The organism is Pseudescherichia sp. AS216 (assembly GCF_037152055.1).
In the GTDB taxonomy this organism is placed as follows: Bacteria; Pseudomonadota; Gammaproteobacteria; order Enterobacterales; family Enterobacteriaceae; genus Pseudescherichia.
Window position 1 is genome coordinate 264,922 of sequence record NZ_JBBCMV010000001.1, and the last position, 22,184, is coordinate 287,105.

Here is a 22,184-nt window from a genome sequence, read left to right on the forward strand (position 1 = left end):
GGTAGCCTCTTTTTTTATCACCTCTTTTTCCCGCTAAGATTACTCTCAAAACCGCTGTCGATTCGCCTGGCCGCCCAGATCGGCGTCTGAACTGACTAACCTTGATCCGTGCAAGCCCAATTTTCACTCTCCCGATCTCAGGGGAGTAGCGGAGGTCTGAATGAAAGCATTGACGTATCATGGTCCCCATAGCGTTCGCGTCGAGAGCGTGCCGGATCCGATTATTGAACAGCAGGATGATATTATTCTGCGTATCACCGCGACCGCCATCTGCGGTTCCGACCTGCACCTCTATCACGGTAAGATCCCTAAAACTGAACACGGGGATATTTTCGGTCATGAATTTATGGGCGAAGTGGTCGAAGTCGGCCGTGACGTAAAAAATATTCAGAAAGGCGAGCGGGTGGTGATCCCCTTCGTAATTGCCTGTGGCAGCTGTTTCTTCTGCCAGCAGCACCAGTATGCCGCCTGCGAGACCACTAACGGTGGACATGGCGCAGCCCTGAACAAAAAGCAGATCCCACCGCCGGCCGCGCTGTTTGGCTATAGCCACCTCTACGGCGGCGTGCCGGGTGGCCAGGCTGAGTATGTCCGCGTACCTAAGGGTGACGTTAACCCCTTCAAGGTGCCGCAGCTGCTCTCCGACGATAAAGCGCTGTTCCTCTCTGATATTCTGCCCACCGCCTGGCAGGCAGCAAAAAACGCCGAGGTGAAGAAAGGGTCGCGGATCGCTATCTACGGGGCCGGTCCGGTAGGCCTGCTTACCGCCGCCTGCGCCCGACTGCTGGGTGCTGAGCAGATCTTTATGATCGACCATAACGACTATCGTCTGCGCTTTGCTGAAGAGCGTTACGGGGTGATCCCAATTAACTTTGATAAGCATGACGATCCGGCCGAGGTCATCATTGAAAACACGCCGGGCAATCGCGGCGTAGATGCCGTGATTGATGCCGTTGGCTTCGAGGCTAAAGGCAGTACCACCGAAACGGTGCTGACTAACCTTAAGCTAGAGGGCAGTAGCGGTAAGGTACTGCGCCAGTCCATCGCCGCTGTCCGCCGGGGCGGGATTGTCAGCGTGCCGGGGGTCTATGCGGGCTTTATCCACGGCTTCCTGTTCGGCGACGCCTTCGATAAAGGTATCTCGTTCCGCATGGGCCAGACCCACGTTCACGCCTGGCTGCCAGAGCTGCTGCCGCTGATCGAGCAGGGTCTGCTGAAGCCAGAAGAGATCGTGACCCACTATCTGCCGCTTGAAGACGCGGCCCGTGGCTATGAGATGTTTGATAAGCGTCAGGATGACTGCCGCAAAATCATTCTGGTGCCCGGGGCGCAAAGCCCGGAAGCGGCGAGAGCCAGCGTAACGGCACTGAGCAACGGTAATATCAACCTTCCGCCAGCGTAACGCCTCCTCTACTCAGCCTGCCCTCTGAACGCATCCAGAGGGTAGGCTGTTTCTTGTTAATATCCTACTTCATCCAGAACAAACTCTTTGCCACAGTTGCCAGGGTGCGGCTGAGCAATAAACGAGGCGGGAGAGAGCGGCTGATTGATTGCGCTTGCCTTCAGAGTGAGCTGCACTTCCGTTAGATAGGCCGGGTTGCCGTTGCAGGTCAGCTTCATAGCTTTGACGCTATCGCTGCCGTAGGTCCGGGCAAAGGCGGCGTCAAAATCGCTGCGGCTGACGCGCTCGCCGTAGTTGGCCGCAATGAACTTACCGAGGGCGCTCTGCTTGATCTCGCTGGCCATGCGCACCATTACGCCAAAGTAGGCGTCCGGATCGAAGCCGAAGCAGACCCCGTGCTTGGCATATTCGTAGCGTTCAAGGCAGGAGTTTGCACCCGCGCCCGGCATCACGCTGTTAAGCTTTGCTGCGCTCTCCAGCGACAGGCCGGTCTCGGCGCTGGCGCACTTCTGCCCGACGCGGGCCTCTGGCATGTTGGGGATGGGGCGGGTAGCACAGCCGTAACGCATCCAGCGGCGATCGTCGACTCCGCGAGCAGCAATTGATTTCGGCAGGCCGGGCCACAGGCCGTGAACGGTCAGAAAATCGTCTTTGTTGTCGCTCTCTTTTTGCAGGCGACACTCGTCCGGCTCGCGCTGGCGGCGATCGTGCTGGCTCTGGCAGAACCCGGTTTGCCACGAGAGCGCCAGCACATAGCGATCGAAATCACCATATTGGGTAGCGCTTAGCGGGGCGGCAGGCGCGGCGGCGGTCCAGAGCATGGCCGTTGCGGCGGCGAGCAGGGGTACGAACTCCTTTCTGAACATTTCAATTCCCGATGAATATATTTAAATAGTTCCAGAAAGTTATTAAAGCATAAAAAAAGCGCCGAACAGGCGCTTTTTCGTGTGGTGCTTAGCGGAGGGCTGTCCCAGGAACCAGTATTTCCGTGGCCACAATTACCACGATCAAGCCTACCAGAACCGGTACCGAGGTGCGCTTTACCACCTCGAAGGGGGAGATTTTTGCCATCCCTGCCACGGCAACCACCACACCGGAGACCGGGGATATGGTGCGTCCGAGGTTAGAGGCCTGCAGCATGGGAATTGACAGGTAGGCCGGATTAATACCCGCCTCGCTGGCCAGCTTAGGGATCATCTCCACAAAGGCGTAGAAGGGCGCATTGCCCGAGCCGGTGGTCATCGCCGCCAGCATGGTCAATGTCACCAGTACCAGCATCAGGATAATACTGGCCGAACCGAAGGAGGTGGCAATGGAGATCAGGCTTTCAATAAAGCCGATGGCGCTTAACCCCTGGGCAAAGACCCCGGCGGCAACCAGCAGGATCACCACTCCCGCAAAGGCGTCCGCCATCCCGCGATACGCCACCTCCAGCCCGGAGAAGACCCGCTGGGTATTGAAGCCGCGCAGAAATTCCAGTACCGCCGACAGCAGCATGCAGATCACCAGGATGGTAATGATGTGCAGCTCTGGTCCCCATTTGCCATCAAAGATCAGCACGCCAACGATGGGCGTAAAGGGCAGGATGGCGTAAAACGACGGTGCGCTGGTGGTGATATCGTTCACGTCCAGCCTCTCCTGGGAGATATTCTCTTTTTTATCCAGCCAGCGCTGCCAGAAGAAGTGGGCGATCGCCATCGCGATAATCGCGGCGATAGAGATCGGCAGCGTGGTTTTAAAGGCGAAGTCGATCAGCGGCATCTCTGCGGCCTTGGCCGCCAGCACCACGTCCCCGGAGGTAGGAGAGAGGATAATTGCCGCCGGCGAGGCACAGATAGCCGCCGCCGCGCCACGGCTGATGCCGACGTTGACCATGACCGGGAACAGGGTCGCCATCAGCAGTACGCCCAGACCCGTTGCCGAGGAGACCGCCAGCGACATCAGGCAGGCAACGAAGTAGGCCGCGATCATCAGGATATAGGGCGAGTTGATATAGCGCAGCGGTCTGGAGGCCAGCTTGACCACCATATCGTTTGCACCGATATGGGTCATATAGGCGGCAAACCCGCACAGCATCATGATCATCATGCCGAGATCGCCGCCGCGGCTCATCAGCAGGATCTTGATATACTCAACAATATCGGTAGCGCTGTAGCCGGTGCTGGTGGCACTCGACGGCAGAATTTTATGCCCCATCAACGCGCTGGCAATCAGCAGCACCAGACCGCCCACAAAGAGCACGCCGGTCGCCGAGTAGCCTTTGATGATATAGCGCGCAACGCCAATAATCACTACCACGCCCAGCAGGAGTTCAATAAACGTTAACATGGTTCCCTCTCATCATTAAGGCATGCAATGTGCCCAACAGAAGCGAACCGGTAGCTGACTAAAATCAATAAATAGCTAATTAACCGCTCATAAATGCTTTAATTGTTAAGCTATCGCTGTCTATACTCGACAACCTCTCACTTTTTGTGGGTTTTTATGCACGCACCCTGGATTCGGCGGCTACGCTTTCTCAAACGGCATCTTCTGATGCTGTTGATCGCGTTCGGCTGGCTGCTGTTCCAGAGCCAGCTAGCGATTGCTTCCCACGACTGCACGCTGGATATGCAGGGTGAAAGCGCCATGCTCCAGCATGTGAACCATATGCAGATGCCGGAGATCGCAACGACCCACGCGTTTCAGGCTCCTCTGTGCGATAAGCACTGCGTGCCGGATGCAATGCAGAAGGATCCCGGACACGGATCGCTGGCGGCCTTGCCGGTGGATATCGCTCTTGCCATTAATTTACCCCCCTGCGTTGAGACGCCTTCTACCACATGGTCGCTCACCCCACCCGCAGCAGGGCCGCCGGCAACGATCCGTTTTTGCCGGTTCCGCGAGTAGATACCTGTTAATTCGTTGAATTTACCCAATTTACGATTAACTGAGGTTCTACTATGTTCTCTTTTACATCCAGTACGCTCTCTGGCGTGCTGTTTATGCTGTTTGTCTCCGCCGCACAGGCGGAGTCGTATACCCTCACGCAAACCCTCGCCGCCGCCCAGCGCTACTCCGCTGAGCTCTCTGCTAGCCGTAACGAGGCGCAGGCGCTTAACGCCATGGCGGAATCTGCCCGCGAGCTGCCCGATCCCCGGCTGAAATTTGGTCTCGAAAACCTGCCGGTGCAGGGCAGCAACGATCGCCGCTTTACTCGGGAAGGAATGACCATGCAGCGCATCGGCGTGATGCAGCAGTACGTCAGCGCGGATAAGCGCGAGCGGAAAGCGCAAACCCTGCTGGCGGAGTCGCAAAGCGTTAATGCGCAGGCCCAGGCCATTCGTGCCGCACTGCAACGGGATACCGCCCAGGCGTGGCTGGATCTGGCTATTTCATCTCGCGCCCTTACGGCGGCCCGGCAGCTGCTGGCCGAAACCGCACGCCAGCAGAGCGTGCAAAAAGCCAGCGTGGGTGCAGGCAGCGCCGCGCCAGAGAGCGTGCTGGCGCTGCGCATCACCGAAAGCGCCATGCGCGATAACATCACCCTTGCCGAACGCGACGTGCAGATCGCACAAACCCGCCTGTTCGAGCTTACCGGACGCACCATCACCACCGCTGCCGGAAAAATGCCTGCCTACCAGCGGCTTCCCGCAGAGGAGCAGGCATTGGAGGAGGGAGTCGCTCTGCATCCAGAGGTGCTGGCCGCCACGCGGGAGGCTAATACCGCAAAGGCCCGCTCCGCTGAATCTGCCATTGCGGCGATCCCAGACGTTGAGGTGGAGGTCTACTACGGACGCCGCTCGGAAGGCAATGACGATCTCGCGGGCGTAATGTTTACCGTCGATCTGCCGCTGTTCCAGGCGCACCGGCAGGACAAGGATCATGCCGCCGATCTCTCCCGCACGATGCAGGCCAACGATCGGCAAGCGCTGACCCAACGCCAGCACATTGCCCAGCTCCGCACCTTGATAGCCAACTACCGGGCGGCGCAGATCCGCTGGTCGCGTCAGCTGCACGACGTGGTCCCCCTGCTCAGGCAGCGTCTGACTCTGCTGGCAGCCCAGTACCGTGCCGGACAGTCCGACCTGTCGGCGCTGCTGGAGGCCCGGCGCAGCGTGCTGGATAGCGAACTGGCCGCCACCCAGGCGGAAAAAGAGATGGCGCGGACGTGGGCCGCGATCCACTGGCTGATTCCTGAGGAGCTGGCACAATGAAAAAGCGAGTGATTCTGTTTGTTCTTATAACAATGCTGGCCGCCGGGGCGGGCTATTTTGCTGGTCAACGTCCACAGGCTCCCGCAGCAGAGGCTCCTCCCGCCCGTAAGGTACTCTACTGGTACGATCCAATGGTGCCCGACCAGCGATTCGACAAGCCGGGCAAATCGCCCTTTATGGATATGGATCTGATGCCCCGCTATGCCGACGACGCACCAGAGGAGGCCGGCGTGGCGGTGAGCGGCCGCCAGCAGCAAAACCTCGGCATGACCACCGCTCAGGCACAGATGCGTGCGTTGACGCCTGCATTTTCTGCATATGCCACCGTGACCACCGACGAGCGCAGCATTCAGATTGTGCCTGCGCCCGCCTCGGGAGTCGTGGAGTCGCTTTACGTACGCGCTCCCCAGCAGTGGGTAAAGGCGGGCGATCCGCTGGCTCGCCTGTGGATCCCCGAGTGGACGGCAGCGCAGCAGGAGTACCTGGCCGTGCGCCAGCTGGGGGATGCCACCCTGACTCAGGCTGCCCGTGCGCGACTGGCCCTGCAGTTTATGCCCGACGCAATTGTGCGCGAGCTGGAGCGCAGCGGCAAACCGCAGACGCGGCTGACCCTGCACGCGACGCGTGACGGCTACGTTGTAAAGCTTGATGCGCGGGAGGGGGCGAGAGTAGAAGCGACGCAGCCTCTGTTTGAGCTGGCGAGCCTTGACCCCGTCTGGCTGGTGGTGGATTACGCACCAGCAGAGATGCAGATCCTGAGCGTGGGCAGCGAGATTACCGCCACTGCTGACGGCCTGCCCGGCGAGATGTTTCATGGCCGGGTGAGCGAGCTACTGCCGCAGCTGGAGACCACCACCCGCACCCTGAAGGCGCGCATCGTGCTGGACAACCCGCAGCAAAAGCTGAAGCCTGGCATGTTTCTAACGGTAGCGCTGGCGGAGGGTGCTGCCCGTCCGCCGGTGCTGGCGGTGCCAGAGGAGGCGGTGATTGATACCGGTACCCAGACCCGACTGCTGCTGGCGACCGGCGAAGGCCACTTCCGGGCGGTTAAGGTAACGACCGGCCTCACCTCTGACGGCTGGACGCAGATCCTTTCCGGCGTGAAGGCTGGCGACAGCGTGGTGAACTCCGGCCAGTTCCTGATTGATTCCGAAGCCAGCCTGCGCAGTGCCCTGCCGCAGGCCACGGCGGAAGCGCCGCCGGTTGCTGCCCCAGAGACAGAGCATCAGCATGACCACGCTATGCACGACGGGGAGGTGATGCCATGATCGCCGCCATCATTCGCGCCTCGCTGCGCAACCGCCTGCTGATCCTGCTTGCGGCGTTGGTCATGGCGGGCTGGGGGCTGTGGTCCCTCCAGCGCGCGCCGCTGGATGCGCTGCCCGATCTCTCTGACGTGCAGGTCATCGTACGGGCCAGCTACCCTGGCAAAGCACCGCAAATTATTGAGGATCAGATCACCTATCCGCTGACCACGACCATGCTCTCGGTGCCGGGAGCGAAAACGGTGCGCGGCTACTCCATGTTCGGCGATGCCTACGTCTACATCCTGTTTGAGGACGGGACGGATCTCTACTGGGCCCGCTCACGGGTGCTGGAGTATTTAAGCCAGATCCAGGGGCAGCTGCCTGCCGGTGTTAACGTCGGGCTGGGGCCGGATGCCACCGGCGTCGGCTGGATCTACGAATATGCCCTTGTCGATCGCAGCGGTAAGCATAGCCTTGCCGATCTGCGGGCGTTGCAGGACTGGACGCTTAAGTTTGAGCTGAAAACTGTCCCCAACGTGGCGGAGGTCGCCAGCGTCGGCGGCATGGTACGCCAGTATCAGGTCGTCCCCGATCCGATACGGATGCGGGCGCTGAATATTACCCACCAGCAAATAATTGATGCGGTGCAGGGGGCGAACCAGGAGAGCGGCGGCGCGCTGCTGGAGATGGGGGAGGCCGAGTATATGGTGCGCACCACTGGCTATCTTAAAAGCCTTGCTGATTTTCGCCAGATCGTCATCGACAGCCGTAGCGGCGTGCCCGTGCTGCTGGGCGACGTTGCCAGCATCCGCAACGGGCCGGAGATCCGTCGGGGCGTGGCGGAGTATAACGGCGAAGGCGAGGTGGCCGGGGGCATTATCGTCATGCGCTATGGTAAAAACGCGCTGGAGACCCTGCATGCGGTGAAAGATAAGCTGCGCGATCTCCAACGCAACTTGCCGGAAGGCGTGGAGATTGTTCCGGTTTACGATCGCTCGGGGCTGATAGAGCATGCCGTAGAGACCCTCAGCCATAAGCTGGTAGAGGAGTTTATTGTCGTCGCGCTGATCTGCACCCTGTTCCTGTTCCATTTCCGCTCGGCGCTGGTGGCCATCGTCTCGCTGCCGCTGGGCATCCTCGGGGCATTTATCATCATGCACTACCAGGGGATCAACGCCAACATCATGTCCCTGGGCGGCATCGCCATTGCTATCGGCGCGATGGTTGACGCTGCTATCGTGATGATCGAGAACATGCATAAGGTGCTGGAGCAGTGGCGGCACCAGCATGCGGGACGTCAGCCCACGGGGGCGGACTACTGGCGGATCGCCGAGCAGGCGGCGGTGGAGGTGGGCCCGGCACTCTTCTGTAGTCTGCTGATCATCACCCTGTCGTTTATTCCGGTCTTCTCGCTTGAGGCGCAGGAGGGGCGGATGTTCTCTCCGCTGGCCTTCACCAAAACCTGGTCGATGGCGGTGGCGGCGGGGCTGGGGATCACCCTGGTGCCCGTGCTGATGGGTCTGTTTATTCGCGGACGTATCCCTGACGAGCAGGCCAACCCGCTCAACCGCTGGCTGATCCGGGCCTACGCGCCGCTGCTGGACAACGTGCTGGCGTGGCCGAAAACCACCCTGGCGCTGGCCCTCTTGCTGCTGCTGGCGACGCTCTGGCCGCTCAGCCGTCTCGGCAGCGAATTTATGCCGCCGATGGACGAGGGCGATCTGCTCTATATGCCCTCTACGCTGCCGGGGATCTCGGTCCGTGAGGCGTCAAGGCTGCTTCAGCAGACCGATCGGCTGATTAAAAGCGTGCCGGAGGTGGCGAGCGTCATGGGCAAGGCGGGCCGGGCGGAAACGGCTACCGATCCCGCACCGCTTACCATGATCGAAACCACCATCCGCTTTAAGCCGCGCGATCAATGGCGGGCAGGGATGACCCCGGCCAGGCTGGTAGAGGAGCTGGACAACATCGTCAGCGTACCGGGGGTGGCCAACGTCTGGGTGCCGCCGATCCGCAACCGACTGGATATGCTGGCAACCGGGATCAAAAGCCCGGTGGGAATTAAGGTGAACGGTAATTCAATTGCCGATATCGAGAGGGTGGCGCAGCAGATTGAGCAGGTGGTAAAAACCGTGCCCGGCGTGACCTCAGCGCTGGCGGAGCGGTTGGCGGGCGGGCGCTATATTGATATCAACATCAACCGCCAGCAGGCAGCGCGCTATGGGGTTTCGGTAAAGGCGCTACAGTCGCTGGTGTCGACGCTGGTGGGCGGAGAAAACGTTGGTGAGGTGCTGGCCGGACGCGAGCGCTATCCGATCAATATTCGCTACCCGCGCGATCTGCGCGACAACGTGAGCAAGCTGCGTGCTCTGCCGGTGGTGACCGAAAACGGCAGCCAGGTGGCGCTGGGCGAGCTGGCGGATATCGTGGTCAGCGAGGGGCCGCAGATGCTGAAGAGCGAAAACGCACGCCTGTCGAACTGGATCTATGTCGATCTGCGCGGGCGCGATCTGAAGTCCGCCGTGGCTGAGATGCAGCAGCGGGTGATGGAGCAGGTCACGCTGCCGCAGGGGGTAACGCTCTCCTGGTCCGGGCAGTTTGAGTACCTTGAGCGAGCGACGGCGACGTTAAAAATGGTTCTGCCGGTGACGCTGGCGATTATTTTTGTTCTGCTCTATCTCACTTTTAAGCGGGTGACCGATGCGCTGCTGATCATGGGCACGCTGCCCTTTGCCTTGCTCGGCGGCGTCTGGCTGCTCTGGCTGCTGGGATATAACCTGTCGGTGGCGGGGGCAGTAGGGTTTATTGCCCTGGCGGGGGTGGCCGCCGAGTTTGGCGTCATCATGGTGCTCTACCTTAACCAGGCGCTGGCCCGGCATGGTATCTATGCCGGAAAGGCTGAGCATCAGCTGTTGATGCTGGCGATCCACGAGGGGGCAGTGCTGCGCGTACGGCCCAAGGTGATGACCGTTGCTACCATCATGGCGGGGCTGCTGCCAATCATGTGGGGAGACGGCACTGGCGGGGAAGTGATGCGGCGAATTGCCGCGCCGATGATAGGCGGCATGCTTACTGCGCCCCTGCTGTCGATGTTTGTCGTCCCGGCGCTCTACTTTCTAATCCATCGCACTTCCGCGTTGAAAAAACAGCAAATATTGCAGCTGGATAAAAAAAGATAGCGACATTTATCACTTTTTAACGAATATCGACTGGACAAAAGTCATGACAATTGTTGTACTGATACCCGACACAGCATTTGTGTCGTTTTTCATGTAAAGGTAATTTTGATGTCTAAGATTAAAGGTAACGTTAAGTGGTTTAATGAGTCCAAAGGATTCGGTTTCATTACTCCGGAAGATGGCAGCAAAGACGTGTTCGTACACTTCTCTGCAATCCAGAGCAATGGTTTCAAAACTCTGGCTGAAGGTCAGCGCGTAGAGTTTGAAATCACTAACGGTGCCAAAGGCCCTTCTGCTGCTAACGTAATGCCTATCTAAGTTAGCGATAAGACAGAACTCTAAAACCCGCTGAAAAGCGGGTTTTTTTTGTCTGAACTCCAGCATAACGCCTGATGGCGCTACGCTTATCAGCCCTACCATGACGGTCCTGTAACATTTGCTACTGCGCGTGCGTGGCAGAGACCAGCCAAAAGGCCAGTGCCGTCATGGCAAACGAGCCCAGCAGGTTCACTGCGACATTCAGCAACGCCCAGCCTGCGCGTCCATCCTGCAACAGGAACACCACCTCAGCGGAAAAGGTTGAGAAGGTGGTCAGGCCGCCGCAAAAGCCGGTAGTGACCAGCAGCTTCCATAGCGGATCGATATGCGTCATTCGGTTAAACCACGCCAACCCCATCCCGATAATAAATGCCCCGGCCAGGTTAGCCGTCAGCGTGCCGATAGGGATCGCATGATGTAAGGGATTAAGCTTCATACCGAGAAACCAGCGCAGCACGCTGCCGGTACCGCCGCCGATAAAAACCGCAAAAAACAGTTGTATCACTGCCGATTCCTGCTATTTGATGTGTCAGGTCGCTAAGTTTAACGCAACGGACAGAGGGGCGAAAAGATGATTGTGGCAGCGGGACAGTTTGTAGTGACGCCTGAGTGGGAGAATAATGCCCGGACCTGCGTCGCGCTGATGGCGAAGGCGGCAAAGCAGGGGGCCGCGCTGCTGGTGCTGCCCGAGGCGCTGCTAGCCCGCAGCGACAGCGATCCGGGCCTCTCGGTGGCATCGGCCCAGCCGCTGGACGGGGGCTTTTTGACGCAGCTGCGGGCAGAAAGCCGGAAGAACGCGATGACCACGGTGCTGACTATTCATGTGCCCTCTACCGAGGGCAGGGCGGTAAATACCCTGGTCGTACTGCGGGCAGGGCATATCATTGCCCGCTACGCCAAGCTGCATCTCTACGACGCCTTCAGCATCCTTGAGTCGAGCCGGGTGGATGCGGGCAGTGTTATCCCCCTGCTGATTGAGGTGGCGGGCATCAAGATTGGGCTGATGACCTGTTACGATCTGCGCTTTCCTGAGCTGGCGCTAAGTCTGGCTTTGCAGGGTGCCGATCTGCTGGTGCTGCCGGCGGCATGGGTACGTGGGCCGCTGAAGGAGCATCACTGGGCAACGCTGCTGGCGGCGCGGGCGCTGGACACCACCTGCTATCTGGTGGCCGCTGGCGAGTGCGGGAATAAAAACATTGGCCAGAGCCGCATTGTCGATCCTCTGGGCGTCACCGTCGCGGCTGCGGCCCAGGAGGCGCAGCTGATTTTCGCCGAAGCGAGCGCCGCACGCGTGCAGGAGACGCGGGAGAAATTGCCGGTGTTACGCAATCGCCGCTTTCTCCCCCCACAGTTATTGTGATGTTTTTTTAAACAACACTTGATTCACCTTGTTACAGATTGCTATTGTGTGCGCGCGCCGAATGTCCGTTAATAGGTCAGGTTTCCACGGCGCATTTCGCAGCCTGTTTTCAGTAAAGAAGGTATTTATGGGTGAGATTAGTATTACTAAGCTGCTGGTAGTGGCCGCACTGGTTGTTTTGCTGTTTGGGACGAAGAAGTTGCGTACCCTCGGCGGTGACCTTGGCGCAGCCATTAAAGGCTTTAAGAAAGCGATGAATGACGATGACACCAGCGCGAAAAAGAGCGCCGACGGTGACATCGCGGCAGAGAAGCTCTCTCACAAAGAGTAATGGCAATGCCGGATGGCTTGCGATAAAAAAACCGGCGCACAGGCCGGTTTTTTATTGCGATAGTGTAAGCAGTTATTGCTGAACTATTTTACTTCGATCCCTTTTGCCTGCAAATCAGCATGGTAAGAGGAGCGAACAAACGGGCCGCAGGCCGCATGGGTGAAGCCCATCGCCAGCGCTTCGGCTTTCATCTCATCAAACTCTTCCGGGCTGACATAACGCTGTACCGGCAGGTGGTGACGGCTTGGCTGCAGATACTGGCCGAGGGTCAGCATGGTCACACCGTGGCGGCGCAGGTCGCGCATGACATCAACGATCTCTTCATTGGTCTCACCCAGGCCAACCATCAGGCCGGATTTGGTCGGGATATCCGGGTGCGCCTCTTTAAAGCGCTCCAGCAGCTTCAGGGACCAGTTATAGTCCGCGCCTGGACGTACCTTGCGGTAGATACGCGGCACGTTCTCCAGGTTGTGGTTAAAGACGTCTGGTGGCGTGGCGGAGAGGATATCCAGCGCCCGATCCATACGGCCACGGAAGTCAGGAACCAGGGTCTCAATGCGGATGCTCGGGCTTTTCTCGCGAATAGCGCTGATGCAGTCGGCAAAGTGCTGAGCGCCACCGTCACGCAGATCGTCGCGGTCAACGGAGGTGATCACCACATAGCGCAGCGCCATATCGGCAATAGTTTGCGCCAGCTTCACCGGCTCGTTGGCATCAGGCGCGACCGGGCGACCGTGGGCAACGTCACAGAACGGGCAGCGGCGGGTACAGATAGCACCCAGGATCATGAAGGTCGCCGTACCGTGATTGAAACACTCCGCCAGGTTCGGGCAGGACGCCTCTTCACAGACAGAATGCAGGCCGTTTTTACGCATGGCCGCTTTAATACCCTGGATGCGGGAGGAGTCTGCCGGCAGTTTGATCTTCATCCACTCCGGTTTTCTTAACAGGGCTTCGCGCTCTGTTACCACGTTTTTAACCGGGATAAGGGCCATTTTATCGGCATCGCGGTATTTAACACCGCGTTCCATCACAATGGGTTTACTCATAGCGTGCGTGTTCCAGTTGCGAATAACGAAGGGAGCGTTTCAATTCAAGGGAATGTTGTACTTCTCAACTATTTTTGAATCAGCTGGGCGGCAGTATATCATCTCTGGAGGCGATAAAGCAGCCTGCCGGCCCGGCAAATTGTAAAATAGTTGTTGTTTTGTGCCCTATGTCCAGCCATCGTCGGGCATCAGCCCTGGCGGCTATTCCTTCTCAAAGGCATTTCGAATCACGCTAATGACGTTCTCCAGCACCGGATCGCGCAGGCTTAACTTGTTGTAATAGAGGGAAACCTCTACCGTGGCGGTGTGCAACGGTGGGAAATCGATTTCCGTCAAAGGCCAACAGGAGTTAAAGAAGCTGAACAGGCGTGACGGCATCAGGCCCAGCATGTCGCTGTGGCTAATGAGTGCCGCGATTGTAAACATATTGTAACTGCTAAAGCTTACTGGCTGCTCCGGAAAGAGCTCTCGCACCTTCTGTCGCATGGTGCTCATGCTTTGCCCCTCCAGCATAAGCAGCGTATGTTCATACTGGCTCAGCGTCTCTTCCGTCAGCGGCTGCTGCAGGCAGGGGTGGTCTTTCCGACAGATCAGTATCAGCCGGTCGTGATATAAAACGTGGTGGTTAAGCGTCCGGGTGCCCGTAACATGCGTATCGATGATCAGATCCGTCTGGAACTGGCCGAGCTGATTCTCCGCGTCCAGAATGGGAATATTACGGATCAGCAGGTGCGGATGCGCCGCCTTGATCGCCTTGTAGATGGGCGGGATCAGCAGGGTGCCTAGAGAGGGAGGCGTGCCGATAGTAATGGTACGCTGTTTATCATAGCTGCCGGTAAGATCCAGTGCGCCAAGAATCGACTCCAGTCCAAGGCTGACGTATTCATGCAAATGCGTAGCATACGCCGTAGGCGTGACTCCCTGACCTTTACGGATAAACAGGGGATCGGGAAAGATGGCGCGTAGTTTCTGGATAGACTGGCTAATCGCTGATGGCGTCAGGTTAAGCACCTTCGCCGCGTTGACAATACCTTTGTGAACATATACGGCTTCAAAGATCGTCAATAAATTGAGATCGATATTGCGCAGCGTACGGAAGATTTGGGGTTTATCCTCTTCGCGCCGCTCGGCTATTCGTTTATTCGACAGATCGTTATCATCCACGCTCAAACTCCATATCCATTCACATTATGAATGATAGTTGAAATTATATTCTTGTGTCATTAATGTACCCACATACCGCGTGGATACGCGCATTCCATTGTATTTCAACAAGTTAATAATAAGGCCGGCCGTTTTATCGCCTGCCAAAGGGTCACCTGGCGAGGTAGCATGTCCGGTGTCACCTAAATTACCCTTTAGTAACAGGGGCATGAACGACAGGATCGGTGTTTTTATTGGGAGGGTCAATGAGATTTTTAGACCGCCGATAAAAAAGTTATCGGCGGATATAGGATATATTTTCAGCTAATATATTGATGTGCGGGATTATTTAGCAGCGTGAGTAAGTTTGCAATAAGTCGCGGGGCAAGCGTAGCCGGCGTTGCTGCGTTAATCCATTCGCTGACCTGAGCCATCTCCATGCCCGCATAGCCGCAGGGGTTAATCCGCCGGAACGGCGTAAGATCCATGGCGATATTGAGCGCCAGACCATGAAACGAACAGCCTTTGCGGATCCGCAGGCCCAGCGAGCAGATCTTCTTCTCACCAACGTACACCCCAGGTGCATCCGCACGCGGATGGGCATCAATATCCAGCTCGGCCAGCGTGTTTACCACGGTCTGCTCAAGCATGGTCACCAGCTCACGCACGCCCAGCTTGCGGCGTTTAAGATCCAGCAGCACATACATGACCTGCTGGCCAGGACCGTGATAGGTCACCTGACCACCGCGATCGCTCTGAATAACGGGAATATCACCGGGCATCAGCAGATGCTCCGCTTTACCGGCCTGCCCCTGGGTGAACACTGGCTCGTGTTCGACCAGCCACACCTCATCGGGGGTATTGGCATCACGGTTATCGGTAAAGGTGTGCATCGCCTCGGAAACAGGCGCGTAAGGTTGCAAGCCCAGATGGCGGATAAGGATCGTATCCTGAAGCAAAACAGCATCTCCGGAGGAGAACAAAAGGTAGGGGGAGTATATCACAGGGAGGGTGTTCCCCGGCCAGCGCCGGGCAACACGTCAGCAGATTGGCGCGGGACGGTTACAGCACCATACGAACGATTTCGATATTGCCGAGCTCTTCGTACAGCGTTTCGACCTGCTCAATATGCGTAGCGGTGATGGTGATAGAGACCGAGTGGTAGTTGCCTTTGCTGCTCGGTTTTACCTGCGGAGAGTAATCACCTGGCGCATGGCGCTGTACCACTTCCACCACCTGATCAACCAGCTCAGGTTTCGCCAGACCCATCACTTTGTAGGTAAAGGAGGTCGGGAATTCAAGCAGTTCGTTAAGTTTGGTTTTCATGTCAGCTCCGGCGTTAAAAAAGAACAACTCCCGCCAGGGGCGGGAGTGTTTAAGATGCATAGTATATGGGGATGGAAATCACACTTTCAAGTGTGTATTTTTTAACCAAACCAGTGGTGGAACATCAGCTTGATATAGTCGATGATTTTGCCGAAGAAATTCCCCTCTGGGATCTCCTGCAGAACCACCAGCGGACGCTGCTCAATGGTTTTGCCATCAAGCTGGAAGTTGATGGTGCCCACAACCTGATTTTTTGCCAGCGGCGCGTGCAGCTCGCTGTTGCTCAGCACGTAGCTGGCCTTCAGATCCTTCATCCGACCGCGCGGAATAGTCAGATAGACGTCTTTATCGACGCCCAGCGAGGCACGATCGCTATCGCCAAACCACGCTGGCTCAGAGGCAAACTCTTTGCCTGCTTTGATCGGGTTAACGGTTTCAAAGAAACGGAAGCCCCAGGTCAGCAGCTTTTTACTTTCAGCTTCACGGCCTTTGAAGGTGCGGCCACCCATTACGGCGGAGATCAGGCGCATCTGGCCTTCGGTTGCCGATGCCACCAGGTTGTAGCCCGCCTTGTCGGTATGACCGGTTTTGATTCCGTCAACGTTCAGGCTGTTATCCCACAGCAGGCCGTTGCGGTTGGTCTGGCGAATACCGTTGAAGGTGAACTCTTTCTCTTTGTAGATGGTGTACTCGTTCGGTACATCGCGGATCAGCGCCTGGCCAATTAGCGCCATATCGCGCGCGGAGCTGAACTGACCATCAGCATCAAGACCGTGCACCGTCTGGAAGTGGGAGTTTTTCAGCCCCAGCGCGGTCACGTAGCTGTTCATCAGGCCAACAAAGGCGTCCTGGCTACCGGCGACATAGTCAGCCATTGCCACGCAGGCGTCGTTGCCGGACTGCAGGTTGATACCACGGATCAGCTGAGAAACCGGCACCTGCATGCCAGGCTTCAGGAACATCAGCGATGAGCCTTTAAAGACCGGGTTGCCGGTAGCCCAGGCATCGTTGCCGATGGTGACCAGGTCCGTCTCTTTGAATTTACCCGCTTTCATGGCCTGACCGATGACGTAGCTGGTCATCATTTTGGTCAGGCTGGCCGGATCGCGTCGCGCGTCGGCGTTCTGTTCCGCCAGCACTTTGCCAGAGTTGTAGTCGATCAGGATATACGACTCTGCGTCAATTTGCGGAACGCCCGGGATCATGGTCTTGATGTTCAGATCATCAGCATGGGCAGCGGAGAGCGTGGCGGCGGCCAGCGCGGTGGTGAGCGCCAGGCGCTTCACGAAACGAACGGAAAAAGTGGTCTTCATGGTCAGAACAACGACATCCGTGATGAAATTAAAAAAAGTGCCTTACTATAGCAAAAGCTATACAGGCAGGCATCTGACTTTCAGCATGACTTTGTGACTGAAATTGACACAAACTGACAAAGCCAGACGCCCGATGAAGCGCTTACTGCGCGCTGGTGATAAATGATTGCAGCTGCGCTTCGCTCTGCAAACGCTGCTGGAGCGCGCTGGCATCGGCTTTGCTGCTGAACGGGCCAAGCTGGATACGCCAGACTGCACCATTCTGCGTTACGCGACCCGGCACGTCGAACTGCTGGACCAGACGCTGCTGATACTGTTCGGCGCGCGCTTTATCGCTTACGGCACCCACCTGCACAACGTAACCACCGGCGGTGGCCGCAGGCGCTGCTGGGGCAGGGGCAGCCGCTGTCGGCGCGCTACCCTGAACGGAGCCAGGGGCGGTCACCGGTGCCGCTGTTGCAGGGGCAGCAACGACGGGGGCAGCCGCGGGGGCCGGGGCAGTGACGGTCGGCTGAGGCTGTACTGGCGCAGCGGGTTCGTTGCTCTCCAGTACGCCAGACGCCAGCGTGGTCGGTGCGCCGAGGAAGCCGCTGCCGCCAACCGGTGCGCCAGCCGCGCCATCGCTTTGCAGCGTGTCGTTACTAATCGGGCGAACCTCTGCCGCAGGCTGGGCGGGCTGCGGCGTGGAAGAGGCGCTGCCCATGCCGCCGCTCAGATCGGGACGATCGGGCAGGGCATAAGTCTGCTGGGCAATGGTGGTACACACCGTGCCCGGACCTGAGAACGACCCGTCCTGAGAGACAATAATCGGATCGATCCGCACTTTAGTGTTGTTGGAGTTGTTCAGCCTGTCGGCCGCGGCGCGGGAGAGAGAGATCACCCGGTCGTTGCCGTAGGGGCCGCGATCGTTGATGCGCACTACCACCATCCGGCCGTTAGACAGGTTAGTAATACGCGCGTAGCTGGGGATTGGCAGCGTCGGATGGGCCGCCGTCAGCTGCATCGGATCGAAAGCTTCGCCGGAGGCGGTCAGGTTACTGCCTGGCTCGGCATCGTAGATAGCGGCGAGACCGGCCTGGGTAAAGCGCGAGGTATCCTGCACAATCTTGTAGGATTTTCCATCACGCTCGTAGTCCTGATTCGCCGAGGGGTTCAGCGGCTCGTAGCGTGGTTCGGCCCCGCCGATCTCCACGGTCGGGCCGTTACAGACCGCAGGCTGCGGCGCAGCGGCAGTGGGCTGCTGGCTCTCGTCGTTACTTGAACACGCTGTCAGTAATCCTGCTGCTACGCAAACTGCAAGGCAAAGCTTCCGCATTGCGAACCTCTTATACGCTTTTCGACAACATTTTTCTGTGGGTATGGATCGACATCACGATACCAAACCCGGCCATAAGCACAATCAGGGCTGAGCCCCCGTAGCTTACCAACGGTAAGGGGACCCCTACCACCGGTAAAATACCGCTCACCATACCAATATTAACAAACACATAAACGAATAAAATCAGCATTAAGCCCCCGGCCATTACGCGGCCAAAGGTGGTCTGCGCATGGGCGGCGATCCACAGGCCGCGCATAATCAGCAGCAGGTAGAGCGTGAGCAGGATCAGGATCCCTACCAGGCCCAGCTCTTCGCCCAGTACGGCGAAGATAAAGTCGGTATGGCGCTCGGGCAGAAATTCAAGCTGCGACTGGGTGCCGTGCAGCCAGCCTTTGCCGCGCAGGCCGCCGGAGCCAATAGCAATTTTAGACTGAATAATATGATAGCCTGCGCCCAGCGGATCGGTTTCTGGATCGAGCAGCATCATGACGCGCTGGCGCTGGTAGTCGTGCATCAGGAAGAACCAGAGGATCGGGATAAACGCTGCCAGCAGCAGGGCAGCAATGCCAATCAGCCGCCAGCTCAGGCCCGAAAGGAAGAGCACAAACAGGCCCGAGAGCGCGATCAGGATCGAGGTCCCGAGGTCTGGCTGTGCGGCAACCAGCAGGGTAGGCATGAAGATCAGCACCAGCGCAATACCGGTGTTTTTCAGCGAGGGCGGGCAGACGTCGCGGTTGATAAAGCGCGCCACCATCAGCGGAACGGCGATTTTCGCAATCTCCGAGGGCTGGAAGCGCACGATGCCTAAATCGAGCCAGCGCTGCGCCCCTTTCGAGATGGCACCAAAGGCATCAACCGCCACCAGCAGGATCACGCAAAAGATGTAGAGATAGGGGGCCCACCCCTCATAAACCCGGGGCGGGATCTGCGCCATTACCACCATTACCACCAGGCCCATGGCAATCTGGCCGATTTTGCGCTCGGTCATGCCGACATCCTGGCCGCTGGCGCTCCAGATCACGATGGCGCTGTAGAACAGCAGCGCAAGGATGATCAGCAGCAGCGCTGGATCGATGTGGATTTTATCCCAGAACGATTTTTTGTTCGGATTATCCGTCATGGTTATTGGTCCTCAGCCGCCGTTGCCGCTGGATTCTCGGCGGGCAGGTCGGTGTTGTTATCGCCCAGCATAATGTGGTCGAGGATCTGGCGCATGATGGTCCCGACCGCTGGGCCTGCACCGCCGTTTTCCAGAATGATCGCCACCGCTACCTGGGGATGGTCATAGGGAGCAAACGCTGTCATCAACTTATGGTCGCGCAGGCGTTCGGCAATTTTATGCGCGTTATAGGTTTCGTTGGCCTTCAGGCCAAACACCTGTGCCGTACCGGATTTCGCCGCCACTTTATAAGGCGCGTTAGCAAAATATTTGTGCGCCGTGCCGTTGGCCCGGTTGGCCACGCCGTACATACCGTCTTTGGCAATCTCCCAGTAACCGGAGTGGATATCGCCCACCGGCGGTTGCTCGGGCTGCTTCCAGGGCACCTGCTGGCCGTTCTGCGCCGTGCTCATCAACAGATGCGGTACTTTGACGATGCCATCGTTAATCAGGATCATCATAGCCTTGCTCATCTGGATCGGCGTTGCCGTCCAGTAGCCCTGGCCGATGCCCACCGGGATGGTGTCGCCCTGGTACCATGGCTTCTTAAAGCGTTTTAGCTTCCACTCGCGGGTTGGCATGTTCCCGGAGCGCTCCTCGGAGAGATCGATGCCGGTATAGTGGCCGTAGCCAAATTTACTCATCCACTCCCCGAGGCGATCGATACCCATGTCGTAGGCGACCTGGTAGAAGAAGGTGTCGGCGGACTCTTCCAGCGATTTGGTCACGTTCAGGTGGCCGTGGCCCCACTTTTTCCAGTCGCGATAGCGCTTTTCAGAGCCGGGAAGCTGCCACCAGCCGGGGTCAAACAGGCTGGTATTGCGGTTGATCACCCCCGCGCTCAGCGCCGACACCGCGACATAAGGCTTAACGGTTGATGCCGGGGGATAGACGCCCTGAGTAGCACGGTTAATCAGCGGGGTGTTGGGATCGTGCAGCAGGCCGTTGTAATCCTTGCTGGAGATACCGTCAACAAACAGGTTTGGGTTATAGCTTGGCATGGAGACCAGCGCCAGAATACCGCCAGTGCGCGGATCGGTTACCACCACCGCCGCCCGGCTCCCCTCAAGCAGGGTTTCAATATAGGTTTGCAGCTTGAGATCCAGCGTCAGGTAGATGTCATGCCCGGCCTGGGGCGGCACCTCTTTCAGCTGGCGGATCACGCGGCCACGGTTGTTAACCTCAACCTCTTCGTAGCCGGTCTGGCCGTGAAGGACGTTCTCGTAGTAGCGCTCAATGCCAAGCTTGCCGATATCGTGCGTGGCCGCATAGTTGGCGAGGATCCCCTCTTTATCGAGGCGTTCAACGTCTTTATCGTTGATTTTCGATACGTAGCCGATAACGTGGGTCAGGGCAGAGCCATAGGGGTAGAAGCGACGCTTGTAGCCTTTGACTTCTACGCCGGGGAAGCGGTACTGGTTAACGGCAAAGCGCGCCACCTGGACTTCCGTCAGGTTAGACTTCACCGGAATAGAGGTAAAACGGTGCGAGCGGGCGCGCTCTTTTTTGAAATTGGCGATGTCATCATCGTTGAGATCGACCACGTCACGCAGCGCATCCAGCGTCTGCTGCACGTTATCCACCTTCTCAGGCATCATCTCAACCTGGTAGATGGTCCGGTTGAGCGCCAGCGGCGTACCGTTGCGGTCATAGATAATGCCGCGGCTCGGGGCAATCGGCACCAGCTTGATACGGTTTTCGTTGGAGCGCGTCTGGTAGTCGGTGTGACGGACGATCTGCAAATTATAGAGGTTGGCGACGAGCACGCCGCTGAGCAGCAGGATCCCTGTAAAGGCGACAATCGCCCTGCGCACAAACAGCGCGGACTCAGCCGTATAGTCGCGAAAAGAGTTCTGTAATTTCATCCGCTGCTTAATCTACCTAAGGCTCTTCGTTACTCACGGTGATAGGGATGGTTGGTCGTAATGCTCCATGCGCGGTAGAGGCTTTCAGCCACCAAAACCCGGACCAGCGGGTGGGGGAGCGTTAACGCAGAGAGTGACCAACTTTGTTCTGCTGCCGCTTTGCAGGCGGGGGATAACCCTTCCGGACCGCCGATCAGCAGGCTGACGTCGCGTCCGTCCTGCTTCCAGCGCTCCAGCTCGATGGCCAGCTGCGGCGTATCCCAGGGCTTGCCTGGAATATCGAGGGTGACGATGCGGTTTTTGCCGGCCGCAGCGAGCATAAGCTCACCCTCTTTATCAAGGATACGTTTGATGTCGGCATTTTTGCCGCGCTTGCCGGCAGGGATCTCTACCAGCTCAAACGGCATATCTTTCGGGAATCGACGCAGATATTCAGTAAAGCCGGTTTGTACCCAGTCGGGCATTTTCGTGCCGACGGCGACCAGTTGCAGCTTCACGCATTAGCCCCAGAGTTTTTCCAGCTCGTAGAGACGGCGGCTCTCTTCCTGCATAACGTGGACAATCACATCGCCCAGATCGACCACGACCCAGTCAGCAACGTTTTCGCCTTCTACGCCAAACGGGATCAGGCCGGCAGCGCGGGATTCCTGAACCACATGGTTAGCAATAGAGACAACGTGACGCGTTGAGGTACCGGTGCAGATGATCATGCAGTCAGTGATGCTTGATTTACCTTTAACGTCTAAGGTGACGATGTCCTGACCTTTAAGGTCATCAATTTTGTCGATAACAAAATCCTGGAGTGCTTTACCCTGCAAGTGTTCCCCCTGGGTGGATGCAAATAACGATATTCAATAGATAGTCAGCCAGTATACCTGAAGCCCGGCCTTTTCGGGACAAGAGTTGCCCATATGTGTCTGAAAGTGGGCTATCATCCCACCCTCCGCACAAGATTGCATCGCCATTTTTGTAAAACAA

At 57.8% G+C, this 22,184-nt stretch carries 21 protein-coding genes; 8 read left to right on the forward strand and 13 right to left on the reverse strand.

The genetic code is table 11. From position 1 onward, the window contains the following. The first annotated feature begins 160 nt into the window (after window positions 1-160). Window positions 161-1,402: a zinc-dependent alcohol dehydrogenase gene (locus tag WFN61_RS01295; protein WP_144813712.1), complete on the forward strand. Its 1,242-nt coding sequence runs from the start codon at window positions 161-163 to the stop codon at window positions 1,400-1,402. 56 nt (window positions 1,403-1,458) lie between these two features. Here WFN61_RS01295 and rna read toward each other — a convergent pair whose 3' ends face one another. Beyond that, on the reverse strand, window positions 1,459-2,268 hold the full coding sequence (gene rna / locus WFN61_RS01300; RefSeq protein ID WP_144813708.1) for a ribonuclease I: 810 nt from the start codon (window positions 2,266-2,268) through the stop codon (window positions 1,459-1,461). A gap of 88 nt (window positions 2,269-2,356) precedes the next feature. Then, window positions 2,357-3,730, reverse strand: coding sequence for an anaerobic C4-dicarboxylate transporter DcuC (gene dcuC / locus WFN61_RS01305; protein ID WP_144813705.1), 1,374 nt, complete (start codon window positions 3,728-3,730; stop codon window positions 2,357-2,359). 207 nt (window positions 3,731-3,937) lie between these two features. Between dcuC and WFN61_RS01310 the strand changes: the two genes are divergently transcribed. The 5 genes from WFN61_RS01310 to cspE all read left to right on the forward strand — a co-directional run bounded on the left by WFN61_RS01310 (window position 3,938) and on the right by cspE (window position 10,342). Then, a complete protein-coding gene (locus WFN61_RS01310; protein ID WP_312282815.1) occupies window positions 3,938-4,291 on the forward strand; it encodes a hypothetical protein in 354 nt (117 codons plus the stop codon). 53 nt (window positions 4,292-4,344) lie between these two features. Then, entirely contained in the window at window positions 4,345-5,598 is a 1,254-nt protein-coding gene (locus tag WFN61_RS01315; RefSeq protein WP_257756866.1) for a TolC family protein, read from the forward strand. Next, the gene (locus tag WFN61_RS01320; protein ID WP_337037307.1) at window positions 5,595-6,866 is read left to right on the forward strand and encodes an efflux RND transporter periplasmic adaptor subunit; all 1,272 of its coding nucleotides are present in this window, start codon (window positions 5,595-5,597) and stop codon (window positions 6,864-6,866) included. The genes WFN61_RS01315 and WFN61_RS01320 overlap by 4 nt, the downstream gene beginning before the upstream one ends. After that, window positions 6,863-10,024, forward strand: a complete 3,162-nt coding sequence (locus tag WFN61_RS01325) for an efflux RND transporter permease subunit (RefSeq protein WP_337037310.1) — start codon at window positions 6,863-6,865, stop codon at window positions 10,022-10,024. Before WFN61_RS01320 ends, WFN61_RS01325 begins: the two co-directional genes overlap by 4 nt. 108 nt (window positions 10,025-10,132) lie before the next feature. After that, entirely contained in the window at window positions 10,133-10,342 is a 210-nt protein-coding gene (gene cspE / locus WFN61_RS01330; RefSeq protein ID WP_004100146.1) for a transcription antiterminator/RNA stability regulator CspE, read from the forward strand. Window positions 10,343-10,463: 121 nt separating this feature from the next. Here the strand turns inward: cspE and crcB are convergent, their stop codons facing one another. Continuing rightward, window positions 10,464-10,847 (reverse strand): fluoride efflux transporter CrcB, encoded by a 384-nt coding sequence (crcB, locus tag WFN61_RS01335; RefSeq protein WP_144813702.1) that lies wholly within the window; start codon window positions 10,845-10,847, stop codon window positions 10,464-10,466. A 66-nt stretch (window positions 10,848-10,913) separates the two neighbouring features. Here crcB and WFN61_RS01340 point away from each other — a divergent pair, with 66 nt between their 5' ends. Together WFN61_RS01340 and tatE are read left to right on the forward strand one after the other, a co-directional pair. Beyond that, entirely contained in the window at window positions 10,914-11,702 is a 789-nt protein-coding gene (locus tag WFN61_RS01340) for a deaminated glutathione amidase (RefSeq protein WP_337037313.1), read from the forward strand. 127 nt (window positions 11,703-11,829) lie between these two features. Then, window positions 11,830-12,033 carry a twin-arginine translocase subunit TatE gene (gene tatE / locus WFN61_RS01345; protein WP_042392018.1) on the forward strand — a complete coding sequence of 68 codons (204 nt, stop codon included), beginning with the start codon at window positions 11,830-11,832 and terminating at the stop codon, window positions 12,031-12,033. An 83-nt stretch (window positions 12,034-12,116) separates the two neighbouring features. Here the strand turns inward: tatE and lipA are convergent, their stop codons facing one another. The 10 genes from lipA to rsfS all read right to left on the reverse strand — a co-directional run bounded on the left by lipA (window position 12,117) and on the right by rsfS (window position 22,024). Further along, window positions 12,117-13,082 carry a lipoyl synthase gene (lipA, locus tag WFN61_RS01350; protein ID WP_144813695.1) on the reverse strand — a complete coding sequence of 322 codons (966 nt, stop codon included), beginning with the start codon at window positions 13,080-13,082 and terminating at the stop codon, window positions 12,117-12,119. Window positions 13,083-13,283: 201 nt separating this feature from the next. Beyond that, window positions 13,284-14,246 (reverse strand): YbeF family transcriptional regulator, encoded by a 963-nt coding sequence (locus WFN61_RS01355; RefSeq protein WP_144813692.1) that lies wholly within the window; start codon window positions 14,244-14,246, stop codon window positions 13,284-13,286. Between the two features lie 299 nt (window positions 14,247-14,545). Continuing rightward, window positions 14,546-15,184 (reverse strand): lipoyl(octanoyl) transferase LipB, encoded by a 639-nt coding sequence (lipB, locus tag WFN61_RS01360; protein WP_144813690.1) that lies wholly within the window; start codon window positions 15,182-15,184, stop codon window positions 14,546-14,548. Window positions 15,185-15,287: 103 nt separating this feature from the next. Then, window positions 15,288-15,551 (reverse strand): DUF493 family protein YbeD, encoded by a 264-nt coding sequence (gene ybeD / locus WFN61_RS01365; RefSeq protein ID WP_013367141.1) that lies wholly within the window; start codon window positions 15,549-15,551, stop codon window positions 15,288-15,290. A gap of 101 nt (window positions 15,552-15,652) precedes the next feature. Next, the gene (gene dacA, locus WFN61_RS01370) at window positions 15,653-16,864 is read right to left on the reverse strand and encodes a D-alanyl-D-alanine carboxypeptidase DacA (protein ID WP_144813686.1); all 1,212 of its coding nucleotides are present in this window, start codon (window positions 16,862-16,864) and stop codon (window positions 15,653-15,655) included. A 142-nt stretch (window positions 16,865-17,006) separates the two neighbouring features. Next, window positions 17,007-18,179, reverse strand: a complete 1,173-nt coding sequence (rlpA, locus tag WFN61_RS01375; RefSeq protein WP_144813683.1) for an endolytic peptidoglycan transglycosylase RlpA — start codon at window positions 18,177-18,179, stop codon at window positions 17,007-17,009. Window positions 18,180-18,189: 10 nt separating this feature from the next. Continuing rightward, window positions 18,190-19,302: a peptidoglycan glycosyltransferase MrdB gene (mrdB, locus tag WFN61_RS01380; protein ID WP_144813679.1), complete on the reverse strand. Its 1,113-nt coding sequence runs from the start codon at window positions 19,300-19,302 to the stop codon at window positions 18,190-18,192. Window positions 19,303-19,304: 2 nt separating this feature from the next. Further along, window positions 19,305-21,206 (reverse strand): peptidoglycan DD-transpeptidase MrdA, encoded by a 1,902-nt coding sequence (gene mrdA / locus WFN61_RS01385; protein ID WP_042392033.1) that lies wholly within the window; start codon window positions 21,204-21,206, stop codon window positions 19,305-19,307. A gap of 29 nt (window positions 21,207-21,235) precedes the next feature. Continuing rightward, entirely contained in the window at window positions 21,236-21,703 is a 468-nt protein-coding gene (gene rlmH, locus WFN61_RS01390) for a 23S rRNA (pseudouridine(1915)-N(3))-methyltransferase RlmH (protein WP_042392035.1), read from the reverse strand. Between the two features lie 3 nt (window positions 21,704-21,706). Then, the gene (gene rsfS, locus WFN61_RS01395; RefSeq protein WP_144813677.1) at window positions 21,707-22,024 is read right to left on the reverse strand and encodes a ribosome silencing factor; all 318 of its coding nucleotides are present in this window, start codon (window positions 22,022-22,024) and stop codon (window positions 21,707-21,709) included. Between the last annotated feature and the right edge of the window lie 160 nt (window positions 22,025-22,184).